16 protein-coding genes are annotated in these 18843 nt (G+C 73.0%); 7 read left to right on the top strand and 9 right to left on the bottom strand.

The genetic code is table 11. The features are described from left to right. Positions 1 to 35 precede the first annotated feature (35 nt). On the top strand, positions 36 to 896 hold the full coding sequence (locus IE257_RS00930; RefSeq protein ID WP_229920039.1) for a hypothetical protein: 861 nt from the start codon (positions 36 to 38) through the stop codon (positions 894 to 896). 19 nt (positions 897 to 915) lie between these two features. On the opposite strand, the gene IE257_RS00925 is transcribed toward IE257_RS00930, so the two are convergent. From IE257_RS00925 to IE257_RS00905, 5 genes are all read right to left on the bottom strand, one after another. After that, on the bottom strand, positions 916 to 2334 hold the full coding sequence (locus tag IE257_RS00925; RefSeq protein ID WP_189963548.1) for a phytoene desaturase family protein: 1419 nt from the start codon (positions 2332 to 2334) through the stop codon (positions 916 to 918). 37 nt (positions 2335 to 2371) lie between these two features. Then, positions 2372 to 2998, bottom strand: a complete 627-nt coding sequence (locus IE257_RS00920) for a DUF4126 domain-containing protein (RefSeq protein WP_189963545.1) — start codon at positions 2996 to 2998, stop codon at positions 2372 to 2374. Between the two features lie 82 nt (positions 2999 to 3080). Next, positions 3081 to 3482: an SCO2097 family morphological protein gene (locus IE257_RS00915; protein ID WP_189963543.1), complete on the bottom strand. Its 402-nt coding sequence runs from the start codon at positions 3480 to 3482 to the stop codon at positions 3081 to 3083. Between the two features lie 294 nt (positions 3483 to 3776). Continuing rightward, the gene (locus tag IE257_RS00910) at positions 3777 to 4535 is read right to left on the bottom strand and encodes a methyltransferase (RefSeq protein WP_189963541.1); all 759 of its coding nucleotides are present in this window, start codon (positions 4533 to 4535) and stop codon (positions 3777 to 3779) included. A gap of 72 nt (positions 4536 to 4607) precedes the next feature. Continuing rightward, a complete protein-coding gene (locus IE257_RS00905) occupies positions 4608 to 5102 on the bottom strand; it encodes an SAV_6107 family HEPN domain-containing protein (RefSeq protein WP_189963539.1) in 495 nt (164 codons plus the stop codon). Between the two features lie 172 nt (positions 5103 to 5274). Here IE257_RS00905 and IE257_RS00900 point away from each other — a divergent pair, with 172 nt between their 5' ends. Genes IE257_RS00900 through IE257_RS00890 form a run of 3 tightly spaced genes read left to right on the top strand, consistent with a single transcriptional unit; the run spans position 5275 to position 8865 of the window. Next, on the top strand, positions 5275 to 6135 hold the full coding sequence (locus tag IE257_RS00900) for an ATP-binding cassette domain-containing protein (RefSeq protein ID WP_189963537.1): 861 nt from the start codon (positions 5275 to 5277) through the stop codon (positions 6133 to 6135). Beyond that, a complete protein-coding gene (locus tag IE257_RS00895) occupies positions 6107 to 8203 on the top strand; it encodes a YhgE/Pip family protein (RefSeq protein WP_189963535.1) in 2097 nt (698 codons plus the stop codon). Before IE257_RS00900 ends, IE257_RS00895 begins: the two co-directional genes overlap by 29 nt. A gap of 29 nt (positions 8204 to 8232) precedes the next feature. Further along, positions 8233 to 8865 (top strand): TetR/AcrR family transcriptional regulator, encoded by a 633-nt coding sequence (locus IE257_RS00890; protein ID WP_052872560.1) that lies wholly within the window; start codon positions 8233 to 8235, stop codon positions 8863 to 8865. A 416-nt stretch (positions 8866 to 9281) separates the two neighbouring features. Here the strand turns inward: IE257_RS00890 and IE257_RS00885 are convergent, their stop codons facing one another. The 4 genes from IE257_RS00885 to IE257_RS00870 form a co-directional block, all read right to left on the bottom strand. Continuing rightward, positions 9282 to 11696, bottom strand: coding sequence for a transglutaminase TgpA family protein (locus IE257_RS00885; RefSeq protein ID WP_189963531.1), 2415 nt, complete (start codon positions 11694 to 11696; stop codon positions 9282 to 9284). Next, complete coding sequence (locus IE257_RS00880; protein ID WP_189963529.1) at positions 11693 to 13069, bottom strand: DUF58 domain-containing protein; 1377 nt, start codon at positions 13067 to 13069, stop codon at positions 11693 to 11695. Before IE257_RS00880 ends, IE257_RS00885 begins: the two co-directional genes overlap by 4 nt. Beyond that, a complete protein-coding gene (locus IE257_RS00875; RefSeq protein ID WP_189963527.1) occupies positions 13069 to 14079 on the bottom strand; it encodes an AAA family ATPase in 1011 nt (336 codons plus the stop codon). Before IE257_RS00875 ends, IE257_RS00880 begins: the two co-directional genes overlap by 1 nt. Positions 14080 to 14216: 137 nt before the next feature. Further along, complete coding sequence (locus IE257_RS00870; protein ID WP_189963525.1) at positions 14217 to 14831, bottom strand: beta-class carbonic anhydrase; 615 nt, start codon at positions 14829 to 14831, stop codon at positions 14217 to 14219. A 333-nt stretch (positions 14832 to 15164) separates the two neighbouring features. Here IE257_RS00870 and rsmH point away from each other — a divergent pair, with 333 nt between their 5' ends. From rsmH to IE257_RS00855, 3 genes are all read left to right on the top strand, one after another. After that, positions 15165 to 16124 carry a 16S rRNA (cytosine(1402)-N(4))-methyltransferase RsmH gene (rsmH, locus tag IE257_RS00865; RefSeq protein ID WP_189963523.1) on the top strand — a complete coding sequence of 320 codons (960 nt, stop codon included), beginning with the start codon at positions 15165 to 15167 and terminating at the stop codon, positions 16122 to 16124. Then, positions 16121 to 16702: a cell division protein FtsL gene (ftsL, locus tag IE257_RS00860; RefSeq protein ID WP_372453035.1), complete on the top strand. Its 582-nt coding sequence runs from the start codon at positions 16121 to 16123 to the stop codon at positions 16700 to 16702. The genes rsmH and ftsL overlap by 4 nt, the downstream gene beginning before the upstream one ends. Before the next feature lie 87 nt (positions 16703 to 16789). Beyond that, complete coding sequence (locus IE257_RS00855; protein ID WP_189963521.1) at positions 16790 to 18799, top strand: peptidoglycan D,D-transpeptidase FtsI family protein; 2010 nt, start codon at positions 16790 to 16792, stop codon at positions 18797 to 18799. The last annotated feature ends 44 nt before the right edge of the window (positions 18800 to 18843 follow it).

Raw genomic sequence — 18843 nt, 5'->3', positions numbered from 1 at the left:
TCCCGCGCCGGCGGCCGTACCGAGAGGGGCCATGCATGGGAATGACGGTCCTCTACATCGCGTTCGGTTTCGTCGCGCTGTGGCTGCTTGCCGAGGTCCTGATGCAGTACAAGGCCCGGCTCCGCTGGCGCCTGCTCGCCTTCGCCGGCTTCCTCGGCGTGGTCGCCGGCGTGATCCTGCCGTCGGTGCTGGTCATCGGGGCCGGTGCGGCGGCGTTCGCCGTGGGCCAGACCCTGGTGACCCTGTCCTTCCGCAAGGGTTTCGTGGCCGGTTGGGCGCTGCGGCGCGGCGGCGAGCCCGTACGGCAGCAGACGCGCCGCCGCCGGTCCGCGGGCACCAAGCAGGAGCCCGCGCTCCGGGTGACCGCGCTGGAGTACGAGGACGCCAACGGGGCTGCGGCGGAGCGGCCGCTCCGGGACGCGCCCGAAGCGGTCTACAGCCCGGAGCCGGTCCCCGAGGACACCGGGTCGTACGGGATACAGAGTTTCGCCCCGGCCCCCGAGGTCGACCGGACGGCGGCCTTCGCCTCGCCGTTCACCACGGCCGAGCAGGACGCCCACCAGTACGCGGCGTACTACGACCAGCAGAACCAGGGCGGCTACGACTACTCGGGCGGCTATCCGACGGGTGACCAGCAGCAGGTCTACGCCGCCTACTCCGACCCGTACATCGGCACCGGCGGCGGCGTCGCCCCGCCCCAGCCGTACGACTACACCCCGTACGCCGACTACGGGCAGCAGCAGTACTCCACGGACACCCCGCCCGGCGGGGTCTGGGTCCCGCAGCAGCGGTCGACCGACGGGGCCGGCCAGCCCTACCCGATGGACGAGCAGGGCGGGCCGCCGCAGCAGTACCCGTACCCCCAGCAGGGCGAGTACGAGCAGTACCGCTACTGAGCACCGCCACCGGTCACGGTCACCGGGAGCCGCGGAACTCCGCGCCCTCCACGATCAGTCCGGCCACCAGGGCCCCGGTCATCCCGGCGTGCGGCAGCCCGCCGCCGGGGTGGGCCCAGCCGCCCGCCAGGTAGAGCCCGGGCACGGCCGTGGTGTTGGCCGGCTGGAGCAGCCGGCCCCCGGCCCCCGCGAGGGCGGGCGGGGGCACCGCGCCGCCCAGCGCACCCGTCGCCGCCTCGATGTCGGCCGGGGTCCGCACCTCGTGCCACAACAGCCGCTCCCGCAGCCCCTGTACGGCCTTCTCCGCGAGTTTCAGCAGCTCCGCGGGCTCCGAGGTCCCGGGCCCGTGCACGGCGCTCACGGTGACCGCCTCGTGCTCCGCGTCGGGCCGGGTGGCGGGATCGTCCGGGCGCATCACCGTCACCCGGGCCCCGGGGGTGTGGACGACCGTCCGGTGCACGGTCGCGGCGGGGCGGGCGCCGCGCAGCGCGAGCAGCAGCGTGAGCCGCCCGGGTACGCCGTCCCCGCGGGCCGGGACCGCCTCGGGCGGCCACGGCAGCGAACCGGCCGGCAGCTGCCGGGGGTCGATCGCGCACACGACGGTGTCGGCGGCGGCCTCGCTGCCGTCGGCCAGCAGCAGTCCGGCCGCCCGGCCGTCCCGGACCAGGACCTCCCGGACCTCCGCCCCGAAGACGAAGGCGACCTTGCGCTCCAGGCAGCGCTCGTACACGGCGGTGGCCAGGGCCCGCATCCCGCCGCGCACGTACCAGCTGCCGAAGGTCTGCTCCATGTACGGGAGCACGGCCGCCGAGGCGGGCGCGGTGGCGGGGTCGAGCCCGTACCCGCGCACCAGGCCGGTCAGCACTTCCGCGAGGGCGCCGCCCAGCTCCCGGTCGGCCATTTCGGCCAGCGTCGGAGGGCGGCGGCGCAGCAGCCCGCTCCTGCGCAGGGCCGGGTACGGGTCGCCGCCCAGGCTCTGCCGGGCGCCGGGCCGCAGCGGCTCCTCCAGCAGCGGGCGCCGGGTGGCGTCCCAGGCGTCGCGGGCGCGGCCCAGGACGGCGTTCCAGCGCTCGCCCGCGCCCGCGCCGAAGGCGGAGTCCAGGGCGGCGGCGACACCGCCGTGGGAGGCGCCGGGCAGGGAGGCGTCGATGCCGTGGTGGGGCAGGACGTGCCGGACGGCCGGGTCGACCTGGACCATGTCGACGCACGTCTCCAGCGACCGCTTGCCGGTCTTCACGAAGAGGTCGCGGTAGACGGCGGGCAGGTGCAGCAGCCCGGGTCCGGTGTCGAAGGCGAAGCCCTCGCGCTCGTAGCGGCCCACGGCTCCGCCGTAGGTCGTCCCGCGTTCGTACACCGTCACCAGGTGCCCCGCCACGGCCAGCCGGGCCGCCGTCGCCATCGCGCCCATGCCGGCGCCGATCACCGCAATTCGTGCCATGCGGCCGAGCCTATCGACCCGGGTGGCGGCCCTGTGGTCAGCGGGGTGGGGCCCCGGTGGTCTCGCGGACCTCGGCGGCCAGGCGCTTCTCCTCACGACGCTGGGCACGGCGGCGCAGGAAGCGGCGGATCCGGCTCCACAAGAAGATCAGTATGGCCAGTCCGGCGGCCAGCAGGACGGCCGCGATGATCGCGGCGGCCTCGGGATTGAACATCGCGAAGGTGACCAGGCCCGCCACGCCGAGGTCCTCGGCGATGCTCATCCCCACGTTGGTGAACGGCTCGGGTGACGTATTGATCGCCATCCGGGTGCCGGCCTTGACGAAATGGCTGGCCAGAGCCGTGGAGCCGCCGACCGCGGCGGCGGTGATGTCGGACAGCGAACCGGTCTGGCCGGCCAGCAGCGCGCCGATCACAGCGCCGGCCACCGGGCGGATCACCGTGTGGACGGTGTCCCATATCGAGTCCATGTACGGGACTTTGTCGGCGATCGCCTCGCACAGGAACAGCACGGCGGCGACGGCCAGCACGTCCGTGCGCTGCAGCGACGCGGGGACATCGTCGGTCAGGCCGGTGCGGCCGAAGATGCCGAGCAGGAGGACCACGGCGTAAGCGTTGATCCCACTGGCCCAGCCGCTGGTGAAGACCAGGGGGAGCACACTCATCGGATCATCATGCCGTACGGGAACGCGGAAAAGTGAGGGGATGGCCGCGCGGCGGCCATCCCCTCACCCACGTTGTCCGGGGCTAGTGCCCCTGCTCGTCACGGCGGCGCTGCCACCGTTCCTCGATGCGGGTCATCATCGACCGACGCTGCCGGCTGCGGCCATGGGCCGAACCGCCGGTACTACCGGAGACGGGCTGCTCGCCAGGCTTGGGTGCCTTGCGCCAACCGGTGACCACCAGGACCGTACAGCCCAGCATGACGAGGAACCCCACCACGCTGATCCAGAGCACGTTCGGAATGATCACACCGGTCATGAGGAGCGCGATACCCACCACAATGCCTGCGACTGCCTGGTAGACCCGTCGCCGGGTGTACGTACGCAGTCCGCTTCCCTCAAGCGCTGTCGCGAACTTGGGATCTTCGGCGTACAGCGCTCGCTCCATCTGCTCGAGCATTCGCTGCTCGTGCTCCGAGAGCGGCACGGGAGTCCTCCTCATCCGTCGGTCGCGGGGGTGGCGACCAGGGGTCCCCTTCAGGATAGGCGGGGAATCGCCCCCGTGACACCCGCCCTCTACGCCACGTTACAAAAAGCCACGGCCCAGAAATGATGCAGCCGGTGAAAGCGCTGCGTGAAAACCGTACCGCCGTGGGGGCGGTCACTGAGGCCGTTATTCCCCAATGGTCCGTCCGCCATGCCGGTCACTGCACCTGATCATACGGGGCCGGCCGGCGGAACGGCGGGTGTGCGGCCGACTCCGCCCGCGGAAGATCGCAGTTCAGGCCTGCTTCTCGCCCAGGACGTGCAGCTGGGTGGCGACCGCGTGGAAGGCGGGCAGCTCGGCCGCGGCCTCCTCCAGGCGCAGCAGTGCCTCCACCGCGCCGGGCTCGGTGTCCACCAGGACCCCGGGCACGAGGTCGGCGAAGATCCGCACGCCGTGCACCGCGCCGACCGCGAGGCCGGCGTCGCCGACCAGCGCGGAGAGCTGCTCGGCGGTGAACCGGCGCGGTACGGGGTCGCCGGAGCCCCAGCGGCCGGCCGGGTCGGTGAGGGCGGTACGGGCCTCCGTGAAGTGCCCGGCCAGTGCGCGGGCGAGCACCGCCCCGCCGAGCCCGGCGGCCAGCAGGCTGAGCGTGCCGCCGGCGCGCAGCGCGGCCACCGCGTTGGCCACGCCCTCGGCCGGTTCGTCGACGTACTCCAGCACGCCGTGGCAGAGCACCACGTCGTACGCGTCCCGCTCGACGACGTCCAGCAGGCCCTGGGCGTCGCCCTGGACCCCGCGCACCAGATCGGCGACACCGGCCTCGGCCACCCGGCGCTCCAGCCCGAACAGCGCGTTCGGGCTGGGGTCGACCACGGTGACCCGGTGGCCCAGACGGGCCACCGGAACGGCGAACTTACCGGTGCCGCCACCAGTGTCGAGCACGTCGAGCACGTCCCGCCCGGTCGCCTTCACCCGGCGGTCGAGGGCCTCCTTGAGGACCTCCCACACCACGGCGGTGCGGAGGGAGGCACGGGGGCGGGAAGTGTCCGACACGGCTGATGGCTCCTCGGCGCGGTAAGGGTGAGCGGTCGCTGCCCACCCTATTGCCTACCGCGACCGGGCAGCTCATCCCGCGTCCGGATGCTCCGGGCGTGGTTGCGGCAACGTCTGCGACAGGGGCTGCGCCGCCGCCCGGACGGTCAGCATCCGCTCCACCAGCCGCAGGAACATCGAGGCCGCGCGCACCAGATCGTCCGCGTCCCGGCTGCTCGCCGCGTCCGCTATTCCCGCCTCCGCCCTGGCCCGGCGGGCGGCGCCGGAGGCGAAGAGTGCGCTCCACTCGGTCAGCTCCGGCGCTATCTCCGGCAGCACCTCCCACGCGCTGCGGATCCGGGGCCGCCGCCGCGGGTTCACCGGCTCGGGCCGGCCGCGCGCGGCGAGCACGGCCGCGGCGGTGCGCAGTGCGGCGAGGTGGGCGGTGGCGTAGCGCTCGTTGGGGCGGGTCAGCCGGACGGCCTCGGCCAGGCCGCTGTGGGCCTTGGCGAGCAGGTCGAGGGCAGCCGGTGGGGCCGTCGACTTCCGCAGGACGGGGTGGACAGGGGACGGGGACGGTGTGGCCATGACGAACCTCCTGTCGATGCGTTGCCCCCATCGTGACGGGCACCACTGACAATCCGGTTGACCTGCGCTTTTGCGGGCAGATGGCCAGTAACTCCCCCCTCCTGCGCACCGGATGTCGAGAAGAATGCTAGTTTTTGAACTGACCGGTCAGTTCAAAAAGAAGGGGGACGGCGTGGACAGCCCGCACGGCGCGGCCGTCAAGGCCGAGGACTTCGGACTCAAGGGCCCGCGCGGCTGGGCCTTCCGAGGAGTCGGCATCGACGCGGCGCCCGGCTCGCTCATCGCGGTCGAAGGCCCCTCCGGCAGTGGTCGGACCTGCCTGCTCCTCGCCCTCACCGGGCGGATGAAGCCCACCGCCGGACACGCCGAGGTCGGCGGCCACCAGCTGCCCAAGAAGATGTCGGCCGTCCGCCGCATCGCCGCCCTCGGCCCGGTCTCCGGGGTCACCGACCTCGACCAGGCCCTCACCGTCGCGGAACAACTGCGCGAGGGAGCCCTGCTCCAGCGTCACTACGGCGCTCCGGTCCGCGCCATGCTGCGGCCCCGGGCCGAGCGCCGGGCCGCCGCCGAGGCGCGGATCGCCAGTGCCCTGGAGGCGGCCGGACTGGACCTCGCCGCGCTGCCCAAGGGCGAGCGGACCTCCGTACGGGACCTGGAACGCCTGGAGTCCGTACGGCTGTCCGTCGCCATCGCGCTGCTCGGCTCCCCGGGCCTGCTGGCCCTCGACGACCTCGACCTCAAGCTGTCGGACACCGAACGCGCCGAGGCCTGGGCCCTGCTCCGCTCGGTCGCCGCCCGCGGGATCACCGTCCTCGCGGTGTGCAGCGAGGCGCCGGCCGACGCGCTCGTCCTGCGGACCGGTCCCGTGGACCCGGACGCGCCGGACGCACCGCAGGACGCACCGGACGCGCCCGTCGAAGCCGCCGAGCCCGCCGGCGCCGAGGGCGACACGAAGAACGACACCACGAACGACGACACGAACGACGACACGAAGGGGGCGGACGATGCGCTCGCCGAAGCTGGCCGCGCTTGAGCTGAAGCGGTTCGGGCGGGGGAAGCTGCCCCGGGCCGCTCTCGTCGCGCTGCTCCTGCTGCCGCTGCTCTACGGAGCCCTGTACCTGTGGTCCTTCTGGGACCCGTACAAGCGGCTCGACCAGGTGCCCGTCGCCCTCGTCAACGCCGACAAGGGCACGACCGTCGACGGCAAGCGCCTCGACGCCGGTGCCGAGATCGCCAAGAAGCTGCACGCCAGCAAGAAGTCCTTCGAGTGGCACGACGTGAGCGCCGATGAGGCGGCCAAGGGCCTGGAGGACGGTTCGTACTACCTGACCCTGACCATGCCCGCCGACTTCAGCGCGAAGATCGCCTCCAGCTCCGGCGAGGACCCCACCACCGGAGCCCTCCAGGTCCGCACGAACGACGCCAACAACTACATCGTCGGCTCGATCTCCCGCTCCGTCTTCGCCGAGGTCCGCTCCGCCGCGTCCGCCAACGCCTCCCGCGGCTTCCTCGACAAGATCTTCGTCAACTTCTCCGACCTGCACGACAAGACCGCCGAGGCGGCCGACGGCGCCGACAAGCTCAAGGACGGCGCCGGCAAGGCCAAGGAGGGCGCGAAGGAGCTCGCCGACGGCCTCGACACGGCGGGGGAGAAGAGCGGCGAGCTCAACACCGGCCTGAAGAAGCTCAACTCGGCGGCCGGCAAGCTGGAGACCGGCTCCAAGGACGTCGCGGACGGCACCCAGGCCCTCGCCGACAAGGTCAACGGGGCTGCGGACAAGGCCCGCCCCTTCGTCAAGGACCCCAAGAACCTGGCGGACACCGCCGAGCTGGTCGCCGACAGCGCGAAGGTCGTGAACAACCACCTCGCCACCTTCACCGAGAAGGCCCCCGCCGCCGCGGCCGCCGCCAAGAAGGCCGCCACCGGCGCGGACGCCTACTACACCAAGCACTGCGTCACCCCCGGCGGCGAACCGCACCTCGCCTCCTGCCCCGACCTGAAGAAGGTCAGGGACGACGCGGCCGAGGCCGCCGAGCTCAGCGGGGACGTCAGCGCGCTGGTCAAGAACGCCAACGGTGACGTCGGCAAGCTCCGCACCCAGCTCACCGATCTGGAGAAGAAGGCCCGCGAGCTCGTCGACAAGGCCCCCCAGCTCGCGGGTGACCTCGACGCGGCCGTCGCCAAGGTCAACGCCCTCAACACCGGAGCCCACAAGGTCTCCACCGGCATGGCCCAGCTGCACACCGGCCTCGGCTCCGCCACCACCGGCTCCGGCGCCCTCAGCGACGGCGTCGGCAAGCTCGGCGACGGCGCCCACCGCCTCGACGGCGGCATGTACAAGCTCGTCGACGGCACCGGGGAGCTCGCCGGCGGCCTGCACGAGGGTGCCGGCAAGATCCCCGACTACGACCAGCAGCAGCGCGACCGGCGCACGCAGGTCATGGCCGACCCGATCCAGCTCGCCAACCAGTCCCTGCACAAGGCGCCCAACTACGGCACCGGCTTCGCCCCGTACTTCATCCCGCTCTCCCTCTGGGTCGGCGCGATGGTCGCCTACATGCTGATCGCCCCGCTCAACCGGCGGGCCCTGGCCGCCGGCGCCTCGCCCTGGCGGGTCGCCCTCGCCGGCTGGCTGCCGGTGGCGGGCCTCGGCGCGGCCCAGGTGGCTCTGCTGATGTCCGTACTGCACTGGGCGCCCGGCCTCGGCCTGAAGATGGCCCACCCGGCCCTGACCATCGCCTTCCTGATGCTGGTCACCGGCTGCTTCGCGGCGATCGTCCAGTGGCTCAACGCCAAGTTCGGCGCGGCCGGCCGCATCCTGGTGCTGGCCGTCCTGATGCTCCAGCTGACCTCGGCGGGCGGTACGTACCCCGTCCAGACCAGCCCGGACTTCTTCAACTGGATCCACCCGTACCTGCCGATGTCGTACATCGTCGAGAGCCTGCGGCGCCTCATCACCGGTGGCGACCTCGCCCCGGTCTGGCAGGGCAGCGCGGTCCTGCTGGCCTTCACCGTGGGTGCCCTCGCCCTCACCGCGCTCGCCGCCCGCGGCAAGCAGGTGTGGACCATGGACCGACTGCACCCCGAACTGAGCCTGTAGGGACGTGTTGACCTGTGACAATCAGCGCCATGGAAAGCAGCAGCACCGGTACGGGTACCGGCGGGGGCCGTCGTGCGGCCACCCGGCAGAAGCTCTACGAAGCGGCCGTGACGCTCATCGCCGAGCAGGGCTTCTCCGCGACCACGGTCGATGAGATCGCCGAGCGGGCGGGAGTCGCGAAGGGCACGGTCTACTACAACTTCGCGAGCAAGAACGAGCTCTTCGAGGAGCTGCTGCGGCACGGCGTCGGCCTGCTGACCGTCTCGCTGCGGACGGCGGCCGAGGAGACGGAGGCCCGCGGCGGCAGCCGGGTCGAGGCGCTGGACGCGATGATCCGCGCGGGACTGGTCTTCATCGACCGGTACCCGGCCTTCACCCAGCTGTACGTCGCCGAGCTGTGGCGCACCAACCGCGCGTGGCAGTCCACGCTGATGGTGGTCCGGCAGGAGGCCGTCGCCGTCGTCGAGAAGGTGCTGCGGGAGGGCGTCGAGCGCGGTGAGCTGAGCGCCGAGATCGACGTGCCGCTGACGGCGGCCGCGATGGTCGGGATGGTGCTGGTGGCCGCCCTCGACTGGCAGTCCTTCCAGAGCGAGCGGTCCCTGGACGACGTGCACTCGGCACTGTCGCTGCTGCTGCGGGGCCGGGTCAGCGGCAACCGCTGAACCCCGGCGAACCCGGCGCGGTACCCCAGTCGGCGGTGCCGCGGGGGCGCGCCGCCCCGTAGAACTGGTGGGGCCGGCCGCGACGGCTGAGTATCCGTACCTAGGCGCGGAAATGAGTACGTACGCGGATGGGCTCCCACCTGCGCAGACGCCAGACTGGGAGCAACGGACAGGAGACCCGGTCCGCACCGCCGACACGGGGCTGCGGAGCGGACCGGGTACCTCCTCCCGTGACCGGGACGGGGGATCGGCGGACCGGTGATGCAGTACGTGATGCGGCGGGGCTCGGGGGGATCGAGCCTCGCCGTTTCACGTCTGTGGGGTCGGCGGTTCTGCGCGGTCGTCCGCGCCGCCGTTGCCGGGGCTCCGCCCCGCACCCCGTGCCTCGAACGCCGGCGAGGCTGAAACTGCGCACCTCAGCCGCGGCTGCGCAGGGGCAGACGGGAGCGGAGGGACGCGAGGCGGGTCGAGACCGCCCCGGCCACCGTTGCCCAGCGGGCGGAGAGCGCCCAGGAGATACGGGTCGCCGAGCGCGGCAGCAGCAGGGCGCGCAGCCGGGGCAGCCGGTCCGCGGATTCCAGCAGCCCCGTACGGGCCAGCAGTACGTCCTGCGCCAGCTCCGGGTACGAGACCTCCGCGCCCGGGGGTGCGTACAGGGCCCGTTCCACGGCACCGGCGACCCGGTGCACGGCCGCCGCGGGTTCCGGATCCAGGCGGCCCAGGTCCACGATCCGGCTCGCCGCCCGGCGCGGGGACAGTGCCTCGTCCGGGGCCACACCCACGTCCCAGGCGGCGTCGCCCAGTTCCCGCCAGGCCGTCAGGACCTCACCGGTCGCCAGGCGGCGGGCCCGCAGCCGGGTCCGCCACAGCAGCGGGAGCAGCGGCAGCCCCAGCACCGCCACCACCAGCGCCGCCCAGCCCAGGACCGTCGTCACCGACAGCCCGTCATCGGGGCCCGCACTCTGCGCGGGCGTCACCGGGCCGCACTCGCCGAGCTTCTTCAGGGCCGGCGGGCACTCGGGGGTCCCGGTGGGAGCCGTCGACGGCTGCACCGCGCTCTGCGAGGGCAGCGGCGCCGGGGCGGACGGCTGGGTGGCCGGGGTCTGCGCCCGCGAGTAGTCCGGAATGTTGATGCCGGAGCGGGGCGTCGGCTCGAAGCGGGTCCAGCCCACGCCCTGGAAGTACAGCTCGGGCCAGGCGTGCGCGTCGCGCATCGACACGTTCACGCTGCCGTCCGACTGCTTCTCGCCGGGGGTGAAGCCGACCGCGACCCGGGACGGGATGCCCAGCGAGCGGGACATCGCCGCCATCGAGAAGGCGAAGTGGACGCAGAAGCCCTCCTTGTCGGCGAGGAACCGGGCGACCGCCTGCGGGCCCGTGCCCGAGGCCGTCCGCGTGTTGTAGCGGAACCCGCCGTTCACGGCGAAGTAGTCCTGGAGCTTCACGGCCCGCGCGTAGTCGTCCCTCGCCCCCTGAGTCACCTGGCGGGCCGTCTCGGCGACCACCGGCGGCAGGTTGTCCGGGAGCTTCGTGTACTCGTCCCGGATCGCCGGTTCGGGCTCCCCGGCCCGCTGGAGCTGCTGAGGCGTCGGGTTCAGCTGGAGGCTGCGCACCTCGTACTCCGCGCCCTGGACGTTCTGGAAGCGGTCCCTGCCCAGCTGGTCGCCGACCAGGGACCGGCCCGCCGGCTCGAACCGCCACTTGCCGCGGATCGCCACCGACGTCGCCGGATAGGGCATGGGGAGGTAGCGCTGGGTGTAGTTGTCCGCCGCGTTGACCAAGGTGGTGACCTCCGTCGCGGTGCCGCGGACCTGGGTGCCGAGCCCCGGCGGGTCCGGCAGCCGCTCCGGCACGTCGATCAGGGGCCGCCCGGAGGCCTCCCACTTGACGCCGTTGAACTCGTCCAGAGCCAGGATCCGCAGGTACTGCTCGCTCTGCTGCGGGTTGTTCGTCCGGTACTTCAGGATCACGCGGTTGTCCTGCGCGTTCAGGTTGCTCTGCAGGGAGACCAGCGGGTTGACCGCAGTGATCGTCCCGCCGGGACCGCTGCCGCTCCCGTCGCCCTCCTGCGTGCCGCCCAGCAGCCCGCCGCCGAGCGAGGGCAGTACGGCCGGCACCACCAGCGCCAGCCCCAGGGCCACCGCGCCGATCCGCCGCCCGAACTTCACGGGGGCCGTCGCCCGGCCGCCGGCCCCGCCCGCGAGGCCCGAGTCGGCGGCGCCCCGGCGCGGAGCCGCGCCGAAGACCCGGCCCCACTGGGCGAGCCGGTCCCGGCCCTCGGACAGCAGCAACAACAGGTAGCCGCAGCCCGCCAGCAGGAAGGAGATCCAGGAGGCGTCCCCGCCGCCGGACAGGCCCGCGGCCACCGAGTACAGCGCGAGCAGTGGCAGTCCGGCCGCGGCGGCCGTGCGCAGGGTCACCGCCAGTGTGTCCACCGCCAGCCCGATCAGCAGCACGCCGGACACCAGCAGCAGCTTGATGCCGTCCGTCAGCGGGGCCGGGATCGCGAACTCGCCCACGTCCCGGACGCCCTGACCGAACAGCGCGCCGAAGTCCGTCACCAGGTACGCCAACGGCCCGTCCCCGGTGGACTCTCCCTTGCCGGCGTACAGGAACGCGAGCAGCAGCAGCGACACCAGCAGCTGAGCGGCCACGGTCAGCGTCCGGGCCAGCGGAACCCGCCGGGCCCCGGCGCCCACCGCGCTCTGCACGATCAGCAGCAGCCCGGCCTGGAGCAGCCAGGCCTGCGAGTCCACCAGCGGGCTCAGCGACCACGCGGTGAGCAGCGTCGCCAGTGCCGCGAACAGCGTCAGTTTCGCCCGCCCGCTCATTCCCGACCTCCGGTGGTTCCCGTAGCGACGCGCGCGGTCCCGGCCCGGCGCCACAGCTCGCCGAAGGCCACGCCGGGCGGGGCGGCCAGTGCCGTCCAGCCCGCGTCGCCCAGTCTGCGCAGCCGTTCCTCCAGCGGGGGCACGGCATGCCCCGGGGCCGGCTGTCCGCCCCAGCTCGCGGAGTCCAGTACGAAGGCCACCGCGCCCGAGGTGCGCTGGCGCATCCTGGCCGCCAGTTCTGTCTGTACGTCGTCCAGGTCGCCGAAGAAGGCGATGAGGAGCCCGTCACCGCCGCCTCCGCCGAAGCCACCGCCGCCCCCGGCGCGCACCGCGTCGTAGGCGCGGGAGAGCCCGGCCCCGTCGGAGTGCCCGACGACGGCGAGGGTGTCCATCATCAGCCCGGCGGCCTCAGCCGATTCCTGCCCGCCGGAGGAGAAACCGCCGCCGCCCTCGCCGGGCACCGAATCGCCGGTGTCGGTGAGCAGCCGGACGGAGAAGCCCTGTTCCAGGACGTGCACCAGGCTGGAGGCGGCCGCCGAGACGGCCCACTCGAAGGCGGAGTCGGGGCCGGCGCCGTCGAAGGCCAGGCGCCGGGTGTCCAGCAGGACGGTGGCCCGGCTGCGCTGCGGCTGCTCCTCGCGGCGGACCATCAGCTCGCCGTAGCGGGCGGTGGAACGCCAGTGCACGCGGCGCAGGTCGTCGCCGCGCCGGTAGCCGCGGGGGATCACGTCGTCGTCGCCGGCCAGGGCCAGGGAACGGCGGCTGCCGTCGCCGTAGCCGTTGGACTCGCCGGTCAGGCGGACCGGCGGCAGGGGCTCGGTGCGCGGTATGACGGTGAGGGTGTCGTAGGTGCTGAACGAGCGGGTCAGCTCGACCAGCCCGAAGGGGTCGGACAGGCGCAGCTGGAGCGGGCCGAGCGGGTAGCGGCCGCGCAGGTCGGAGCGGACCCGGTAGGACACCTCGCGGTGCCCGCCGGGCTCGACCCGGTCCAGTACGAAGCGGGGGCGCGGGCCCAGTACGTAGGGCACCCGGTCCTGGAGCATCAGCAGGCCGGTGGGCAGCCGGGACACGTTGTCCATGCGCAGCTGCACGCGGGCCTCGGTGCCCGCGGGGACCCGGTCCGGGCTGAGCCGGCGGCTGCCGGAGACCCGGTAGCGGGTGCGGTGCAGGGCGTAGACGCAGATCAGCGGCAGGAGGGCGAGCAGCAGGCCGACCCGCAGCAGCTCGCCCTGGCCCAGGACGTACGCGCAGGCAGCGGCGGCTATTCCGGCGGCCAGGAACGAGCGGCCGCGGGTGGTCAGCCCGGACAGTGACGCGCGCAGTCCGCCGCCGTCCCCCGGGCCACCGGCGCCGCGCGGGGCACCGGCGCTCATCAGAAGCCCCGGATGCCCGCGCCGGGCGGCATCTCACCGCGGGCGTGCGCGGCCGGGACGGGGGTGCGCTGCAGGATGTCGGCGACGACCTGCTCGGCGGTGCGGCGGTTCAGCTGGGCCTGGGCGGTGGGCAGCAGCCGGTGCGCGAGGACCGGGCCGGCCAGGGTCTGGACGTCGTCGGGCAGGACGTAGTCCCGGCCGGCGAGCGCGGCGGAGGCCTTCACGGCCCGCAGCAGGTGAAGGGTGGCCCGTGGCGAGGCGCCGAGCCGCAGGTCGGGGTGGCTGCGGGTGGCGGAGACGAGGTCGACGACGTAGCGCCGGACGGGCTCGGCCACGTACACCTCGCGGACCGCCTCGATGAGCTTGACGATCTCGTGGGAGTGCGCGACGGACGTCAGGTCGTCCAGCGGGGAGACCCCGCCGTGCACGTCGAGCATCTGGAGCTCGGCCTCGGGGCTGGGGTAGCCGACGGAGACGCGGACCATGAAGCGGTCGCGCTGCGCCTCGGGCAACGGGTACGTGCCCTCCATCTCCACCGGGTTCTGGGTGGCGACGACCATGAAGGGGCTGGGCAGCGCGTAGGTGGTGCCGTCGATGGTGACCTGGCGCTCCTCCATCGACTCCAGCAGGGCGGACTGGGTCTTGGGCGAGGCGCGGTTGATCTCGTCACCGATGACGATCTGCGCGAAGATCGCGCCCGGCTTGAACTCGAACTCGCGGCGCTGCTGGTCGTAGATGCTGACGCCGGTGATGTCGGAGGGCAGCAGGTCCGGGGTGAACTGGATGCGCTGCACCGAGCAGTCGATGGACTTGGCGAGCGTCTTGGCGAGCATCGTCTTGCCGACGCCGGGTACGTCCTCGATCAGCAGGTGTCCCTCGGCGAGCAGCACGGTCAGCGCGAGGCGAACGACCTCGGGCTTGCCCTCGATCACGCTCTCGACCGACTGGCGCACCCGCTCCGCCGTGCTGGTCAGATCCGCGAGGCTCGCTCGGTCGTCGTACGTCGTCACCTGGTTCTCCTCGGCCCATTCCCAGGGCCGACGCCCTTGGCGCATGAACCGGCCCACCCCGAAACACGGACACCGTCCCGGGAGGATCCCGGGTGGTGCCACCCCGCATTCTTGACGGCGTTAAGGCCTTGTGTCACTCAAGAGCTGGGATCGATCTCCCGCAGGAGCCCGGTGTGCACATCGAAGACGAAGCCTCGCACATCGTCCTTGTGGGGCAGGAACGGGTTGGTGCGGACCCGCTGCATGGACTGGCGGACGTCCTGGTCCACGTCCCGGAAGGCCTCGACGGCCCATGCGGGACGCTGACCGACCTCGTCCTCCAGCTCGTGCCGGAAGTCCTCGGTCAGGTTTTCGAGACCGCAGCCGGTGTGGTGGATGAGTATCACCGCGCGGGTGCCCAGCGCCCGCTGGCTGATGGTGAGGGAGCGGATCGTGTCGTCGGTGACCACACCGCCCGCGTTGCGGATCGTGTGACAGTCGCCGAGTTCCAGGCCGAGGGCCTTGTGCAGGTCGAGACGGGCGTCCATACAGGCCACGACCGCGACCTTGAGGACGGGCCGGGCGTCCATGCCGGGGTCGGAGAACTGTGCCGCGTAGCGCTGATTCGCCTCGACCAGTCGGTCGGTGACGGATCCGCCGACGGATGCCTCGGGCGCGGACTCTGCAGGCAGGGATGCGGAAGTCGTCATGGGTACGACGTTAGTGGTCACCGCAGCCCTCGGCCTCGCGTGAGAGCGGACAAAGAACGTCAACGAGGCTTGTTGTGAGCTAACCCACAGGGGTGGGGGTGAGGCGGCCGTCCGGGTGATTCGCGGCATTTGCCGGTTCGATCCGAGAGCCGTGCACGCCGCGCGGGGCGGTTCGTTGACCGCGGCGACCGTTGCACTAAAGTGACGCGAACCGGCCGGAGCCCGGCCCTGACCGGCCGCCCGGCCCCCGATGAACACTCCGCGTGCGCGGCGCGTACGTACGGCCCGGCCCTCTCCCGCTCACCGGCCGGCCGGCGCCACCTTCCCAGGCGTCGGTCGCGGATGCGGGGAGGCGGGGGTGCGTACGCCTGCCGCGCCGTTATCTGAGAGGGCGCTTTGACTAGCGAGTCCCGACATGTCCCGGTGATGCTCCAGCGGTGCCTGGACCTGTTGGCCCCGGCGCTGGAGAGGCCCGGGGCCGTCGTCGTCGACTGCACCCTCGGCCTCGGCGGCCACAGCGAGGCCCTGCTGACCCGGTTCCCCGAGGCCCACCTGATCGGCCTCGACCGCGACAAGGAGGCCCTGAGGCTCTCCGGCGAGCGGCTCGCGCCCTTCGGGGACCGGGCCACCCTGGTCCACGCGATCTACGCCGACCTCGCGGAGGTCCTCGACGGGCTCGGCATCCCGGCCGTCCAGGGCATCCTCTTCGACCTGGGCGTCTCCTCCATGCAGCTGGACGAGACCGACCGAGGGTTCGCGTACGCCCAGGACGCGCCGCTGGACATGCGCATGGACCAGACGACCGGCATCAGTGCCGCCGAGGTCCTCAACAGCTACGCGCCGGGCGAACTCGTCCGGATCCTGCGCCAGTACGGCGAGGAGAAGCAGGCCAAGCGGATCGTGTCCGCGATCGTCCGGGAGCGGGAGAAGGAGCCCTTCACCAACAGCGCCCGGCTGGTCGAGCTGATCCGCGACTCCCTGCCGCAGGCCGCCAAGCGGACCGGCGGCAACCCGGCGAAGCGGACCTTCCAGGCGCTGCGGATCGAGGTCAACGGGGAGCTCTCGGGCCTGGAGCGGGCCATCCCGGCGGCGGTGGACCGGATCGCGGTCGGCGGCCGGATCGCGGTGCTCTCGTACCACTCGCTGGAGGACCGCCTGGTCAAGCAGGTCTTCGCGGCCGGCGCGACCTCCACGGCCCCGCCCGGCCTGCCGGTGGTGCCGGAGAAGTACCAGCCGAAGCTGAAGCTGCTCACGCGCGGCGCCGAACTGCCCACCGAGGAGGAGATCGCCGAGAACCGGCGGGCCGCCCCGGCGAGGTTCCGCGGGGTCGAACGCATCCGGGAGGCGCGACTGTGACCAAGGCCGGGAAGGTCGCCACGCTGACCCGCGGGCAGGCGGTCCGCCTCGGCCGGGCGCTCGGCGCCCGCCCGGCCCGCCCGCGTCCCGGGGGGCAGGCGGCGCGGATGCCGTTCGTCCTGCTGGTCGTGGCCCTGCTCGGCGGCGGCCTGATCAGCCTGCTGCTGCTGAACTCGGCGCTGAACGAGGGCTCCTTCCAGCTGACCAAGCTGAAGAAGGAGACCACCGCCCTCACCGACGAGGAACAGGCGCTGCAGCGCGACGTGGACGCCCACTCGGCCCCCGACGCACTCCAGCGCCGGGCCCACGAGCTGGGCCTGGTCCCCGGCGGCAGCCCGGTCTTCATCGGCCCGGACGGCAGGATCGCCGGCAGCGCGGCCCCGGCCGAGGCCCCGCCGTCGCCGACCCCGACCCCCAGCGCCGCAGCCGGATCCCCGGCCGCACCGGCGAGCGGACCCTCGGGCGCACCGGCGGCGTCGGCCCCCGCCCCCGCGGCGGCTCCGGGCCAGCCGGTGCCCTCCGCCGCACCCCCCGCGACCAGTGGTTCCCCGCAGCCAAACCAGACCCCCGGAAGGTGACGCCGTGATCCACCGTTCCCATCCAGCCCCTCCGGCGTTCGAGGAGCGGGGTTCGGGGCGGAGCCCCGGCATCGCGGCGGTGGCCGCGTGAGCCCGCAGGAGCCGCCCCGGCGGCGGGTGCCCGGGCCGGCCCGGCCACCCCGGCCCGGCGACCGGGCCCGGGCGAACGCCCGCCCGGCCTCGCGCCCGGCGACCCGGCGGCCGGCGGGCCCCCGCACCCCGCACACGATCCGGCTCGGCAGCCCGCGCCCCCGGCTGCGCCTGGTCAGCGTCGGCCTGACCCTCGTCATGCTGGCCTTCGTGGTCCGGCTGCTCCAGGTGCAGGCCGTCGACGCCTCGGCGTTCTCCGCCGAGGCCTCCAAGAACCGCTACACCAGCGTCAAGCTGGCCGCCGAGCGCGGTGAGATCACCGACCGCCGGGGCGTGGCCCTCGCCACCAGCGTCGACGCGTACGACATCACCGCCGACCCGAAGATGTTCACCCCGCAGGACAGCAAGGCGCCGGACGCCCCGCAGCAGGCCGCCGCCCTCCTCGCGCCCATCCTCGGCAAGGACGCCAAGGAGCTCACCGACCGGCTGAGCGCCAAGAACTCCCGGTACGTCGTCCTCGCCCAGCGCCAGACCCCCCAGGTCTGGAACCAGATCAAGGACCTCAAGCGGGTCTTCGCGGACAAGGCGGCGGCCGACAAGCGGAACAACGGTCCCGGTGCGAACGTCCTCGCCGGTGTGTTCAAGGAGGACAGCAGCAAGCGCGTGTACCCGAACGGCGACCTCGCCGCCGGGATACTGGGTTACGTCAACGCCGACGGCAGGGGCGGCGGCGGACTGGAGTCCTCCCTCGACAAGAAGCTGTCCGGGAAGGACGGCGAGGTCACCTACGCCCAGTCCGGCGGCCGCCGCGTCCCCACCGCCGGATCCAGCGAGAAGCCCGCCGTGCCCGGCACGGACATCCAGCTGACCATCGACCGGGACATCCAGTGGGCGGCGCAGAGCGCCATCGCCGAGCAGGTCCAGAAGTCCGAGGCCGACCGCGGCTACGTCATCGTCCAGGACACCCTCACCGGCGAGGTACTGGCCATGGCCAACGCCCCCGGCTTCGACCCCAACGACCTGACCCGGGCCCGCTCCGCCGCCATGGGCAACGCCGCTCTCCAGGACGTGTACGAGCCCGGCTCCACCGCCAAGGTGATGTCGATGGCCGCCGTGCTGGAGGAGAAGAAGGCCACCCCGGAGACCCGCGTCGAGGTCCCCAACCGGCTGCACCGCGGCGACCGGTTGTTCAAGGACGACATCGACCACCCGACCTGGTACCTGACCCTCAACGGCGTCCTCGCCAAGTCCTCCAACATCGGCACCATCCTGGCCACCGGTCAGCTCGGCCCGACCCAGCCCGAGGCCAACAAGGTCCTGCACTCCTACCTGACCAAGTTCGGCATCGGCCGCCCCACCGGCCTGGAGTACCCCGGCGAGTCCCGCGGCATCCTCGCCGCGCCCCAGGACTGGTCCACCTCCCAGCAGTACACGATCCCTTTCGGCCAGGGCCTGTCCCTGAACGCCATGCAGGCGGCCTCCGTGTACTCGACGATCGCCAACGGCGGGGTCCGCATCGAGCCGACCCTCGTCCGCGGCACCAAGGGCCCCGACGGCCGCTTCACCCCGGCCCCGGCGCCCGAGACGAACCGCGTGATCAGCCCGGAGACCGCCAAGACCCTCGCCCAGATGCTCGAATCCGTCGTCGACGACCAGGAGGGCACCGGCACCAAGGCGAAGATCCCCGGCTACCGGGTCGGCGGCAAGACCGGCACCTCCAACCGGGTGGATCCGGCCACCGGCCGCTACAAGGGCTACACCGCCTCCTTCGCCGGTTTCGCCCCCGCCGACAAGCCGCGCATCACCGTCTACTGCGCCATCCAGAACCCCACGAAGGGCAGCTACTTCGGCGGCCAGATCTGCGGCCCCATCTACAGGAAGGTCATGGAGTTCGCGCTCAAGACCCTCCAGGTGGCCCCCACGGGAACCGCACCCGCCGGGCTTCCCGTCACCTACGACGCCGCCCCGCAGCCCGCCCCGCAGCCCAGTCCGCAGCCCGGTCAGTGACCCACAGCCCCGACCGGCCCGCCAGAAAAGCGTGAGGCACCATC

The sequence above is a fragment of the Streptomyces avidinii genome, assembly GCF_014650695.1.
GTDB lineage: Bacteria > Actinomycetota > Actinomycetes > Streptomycetales > Streptomycetaceae > Streptomyces > Streptomyces avidinii.
This window is presented reverse-complemented; position numbering and strand designations above follow the sequence as displayed.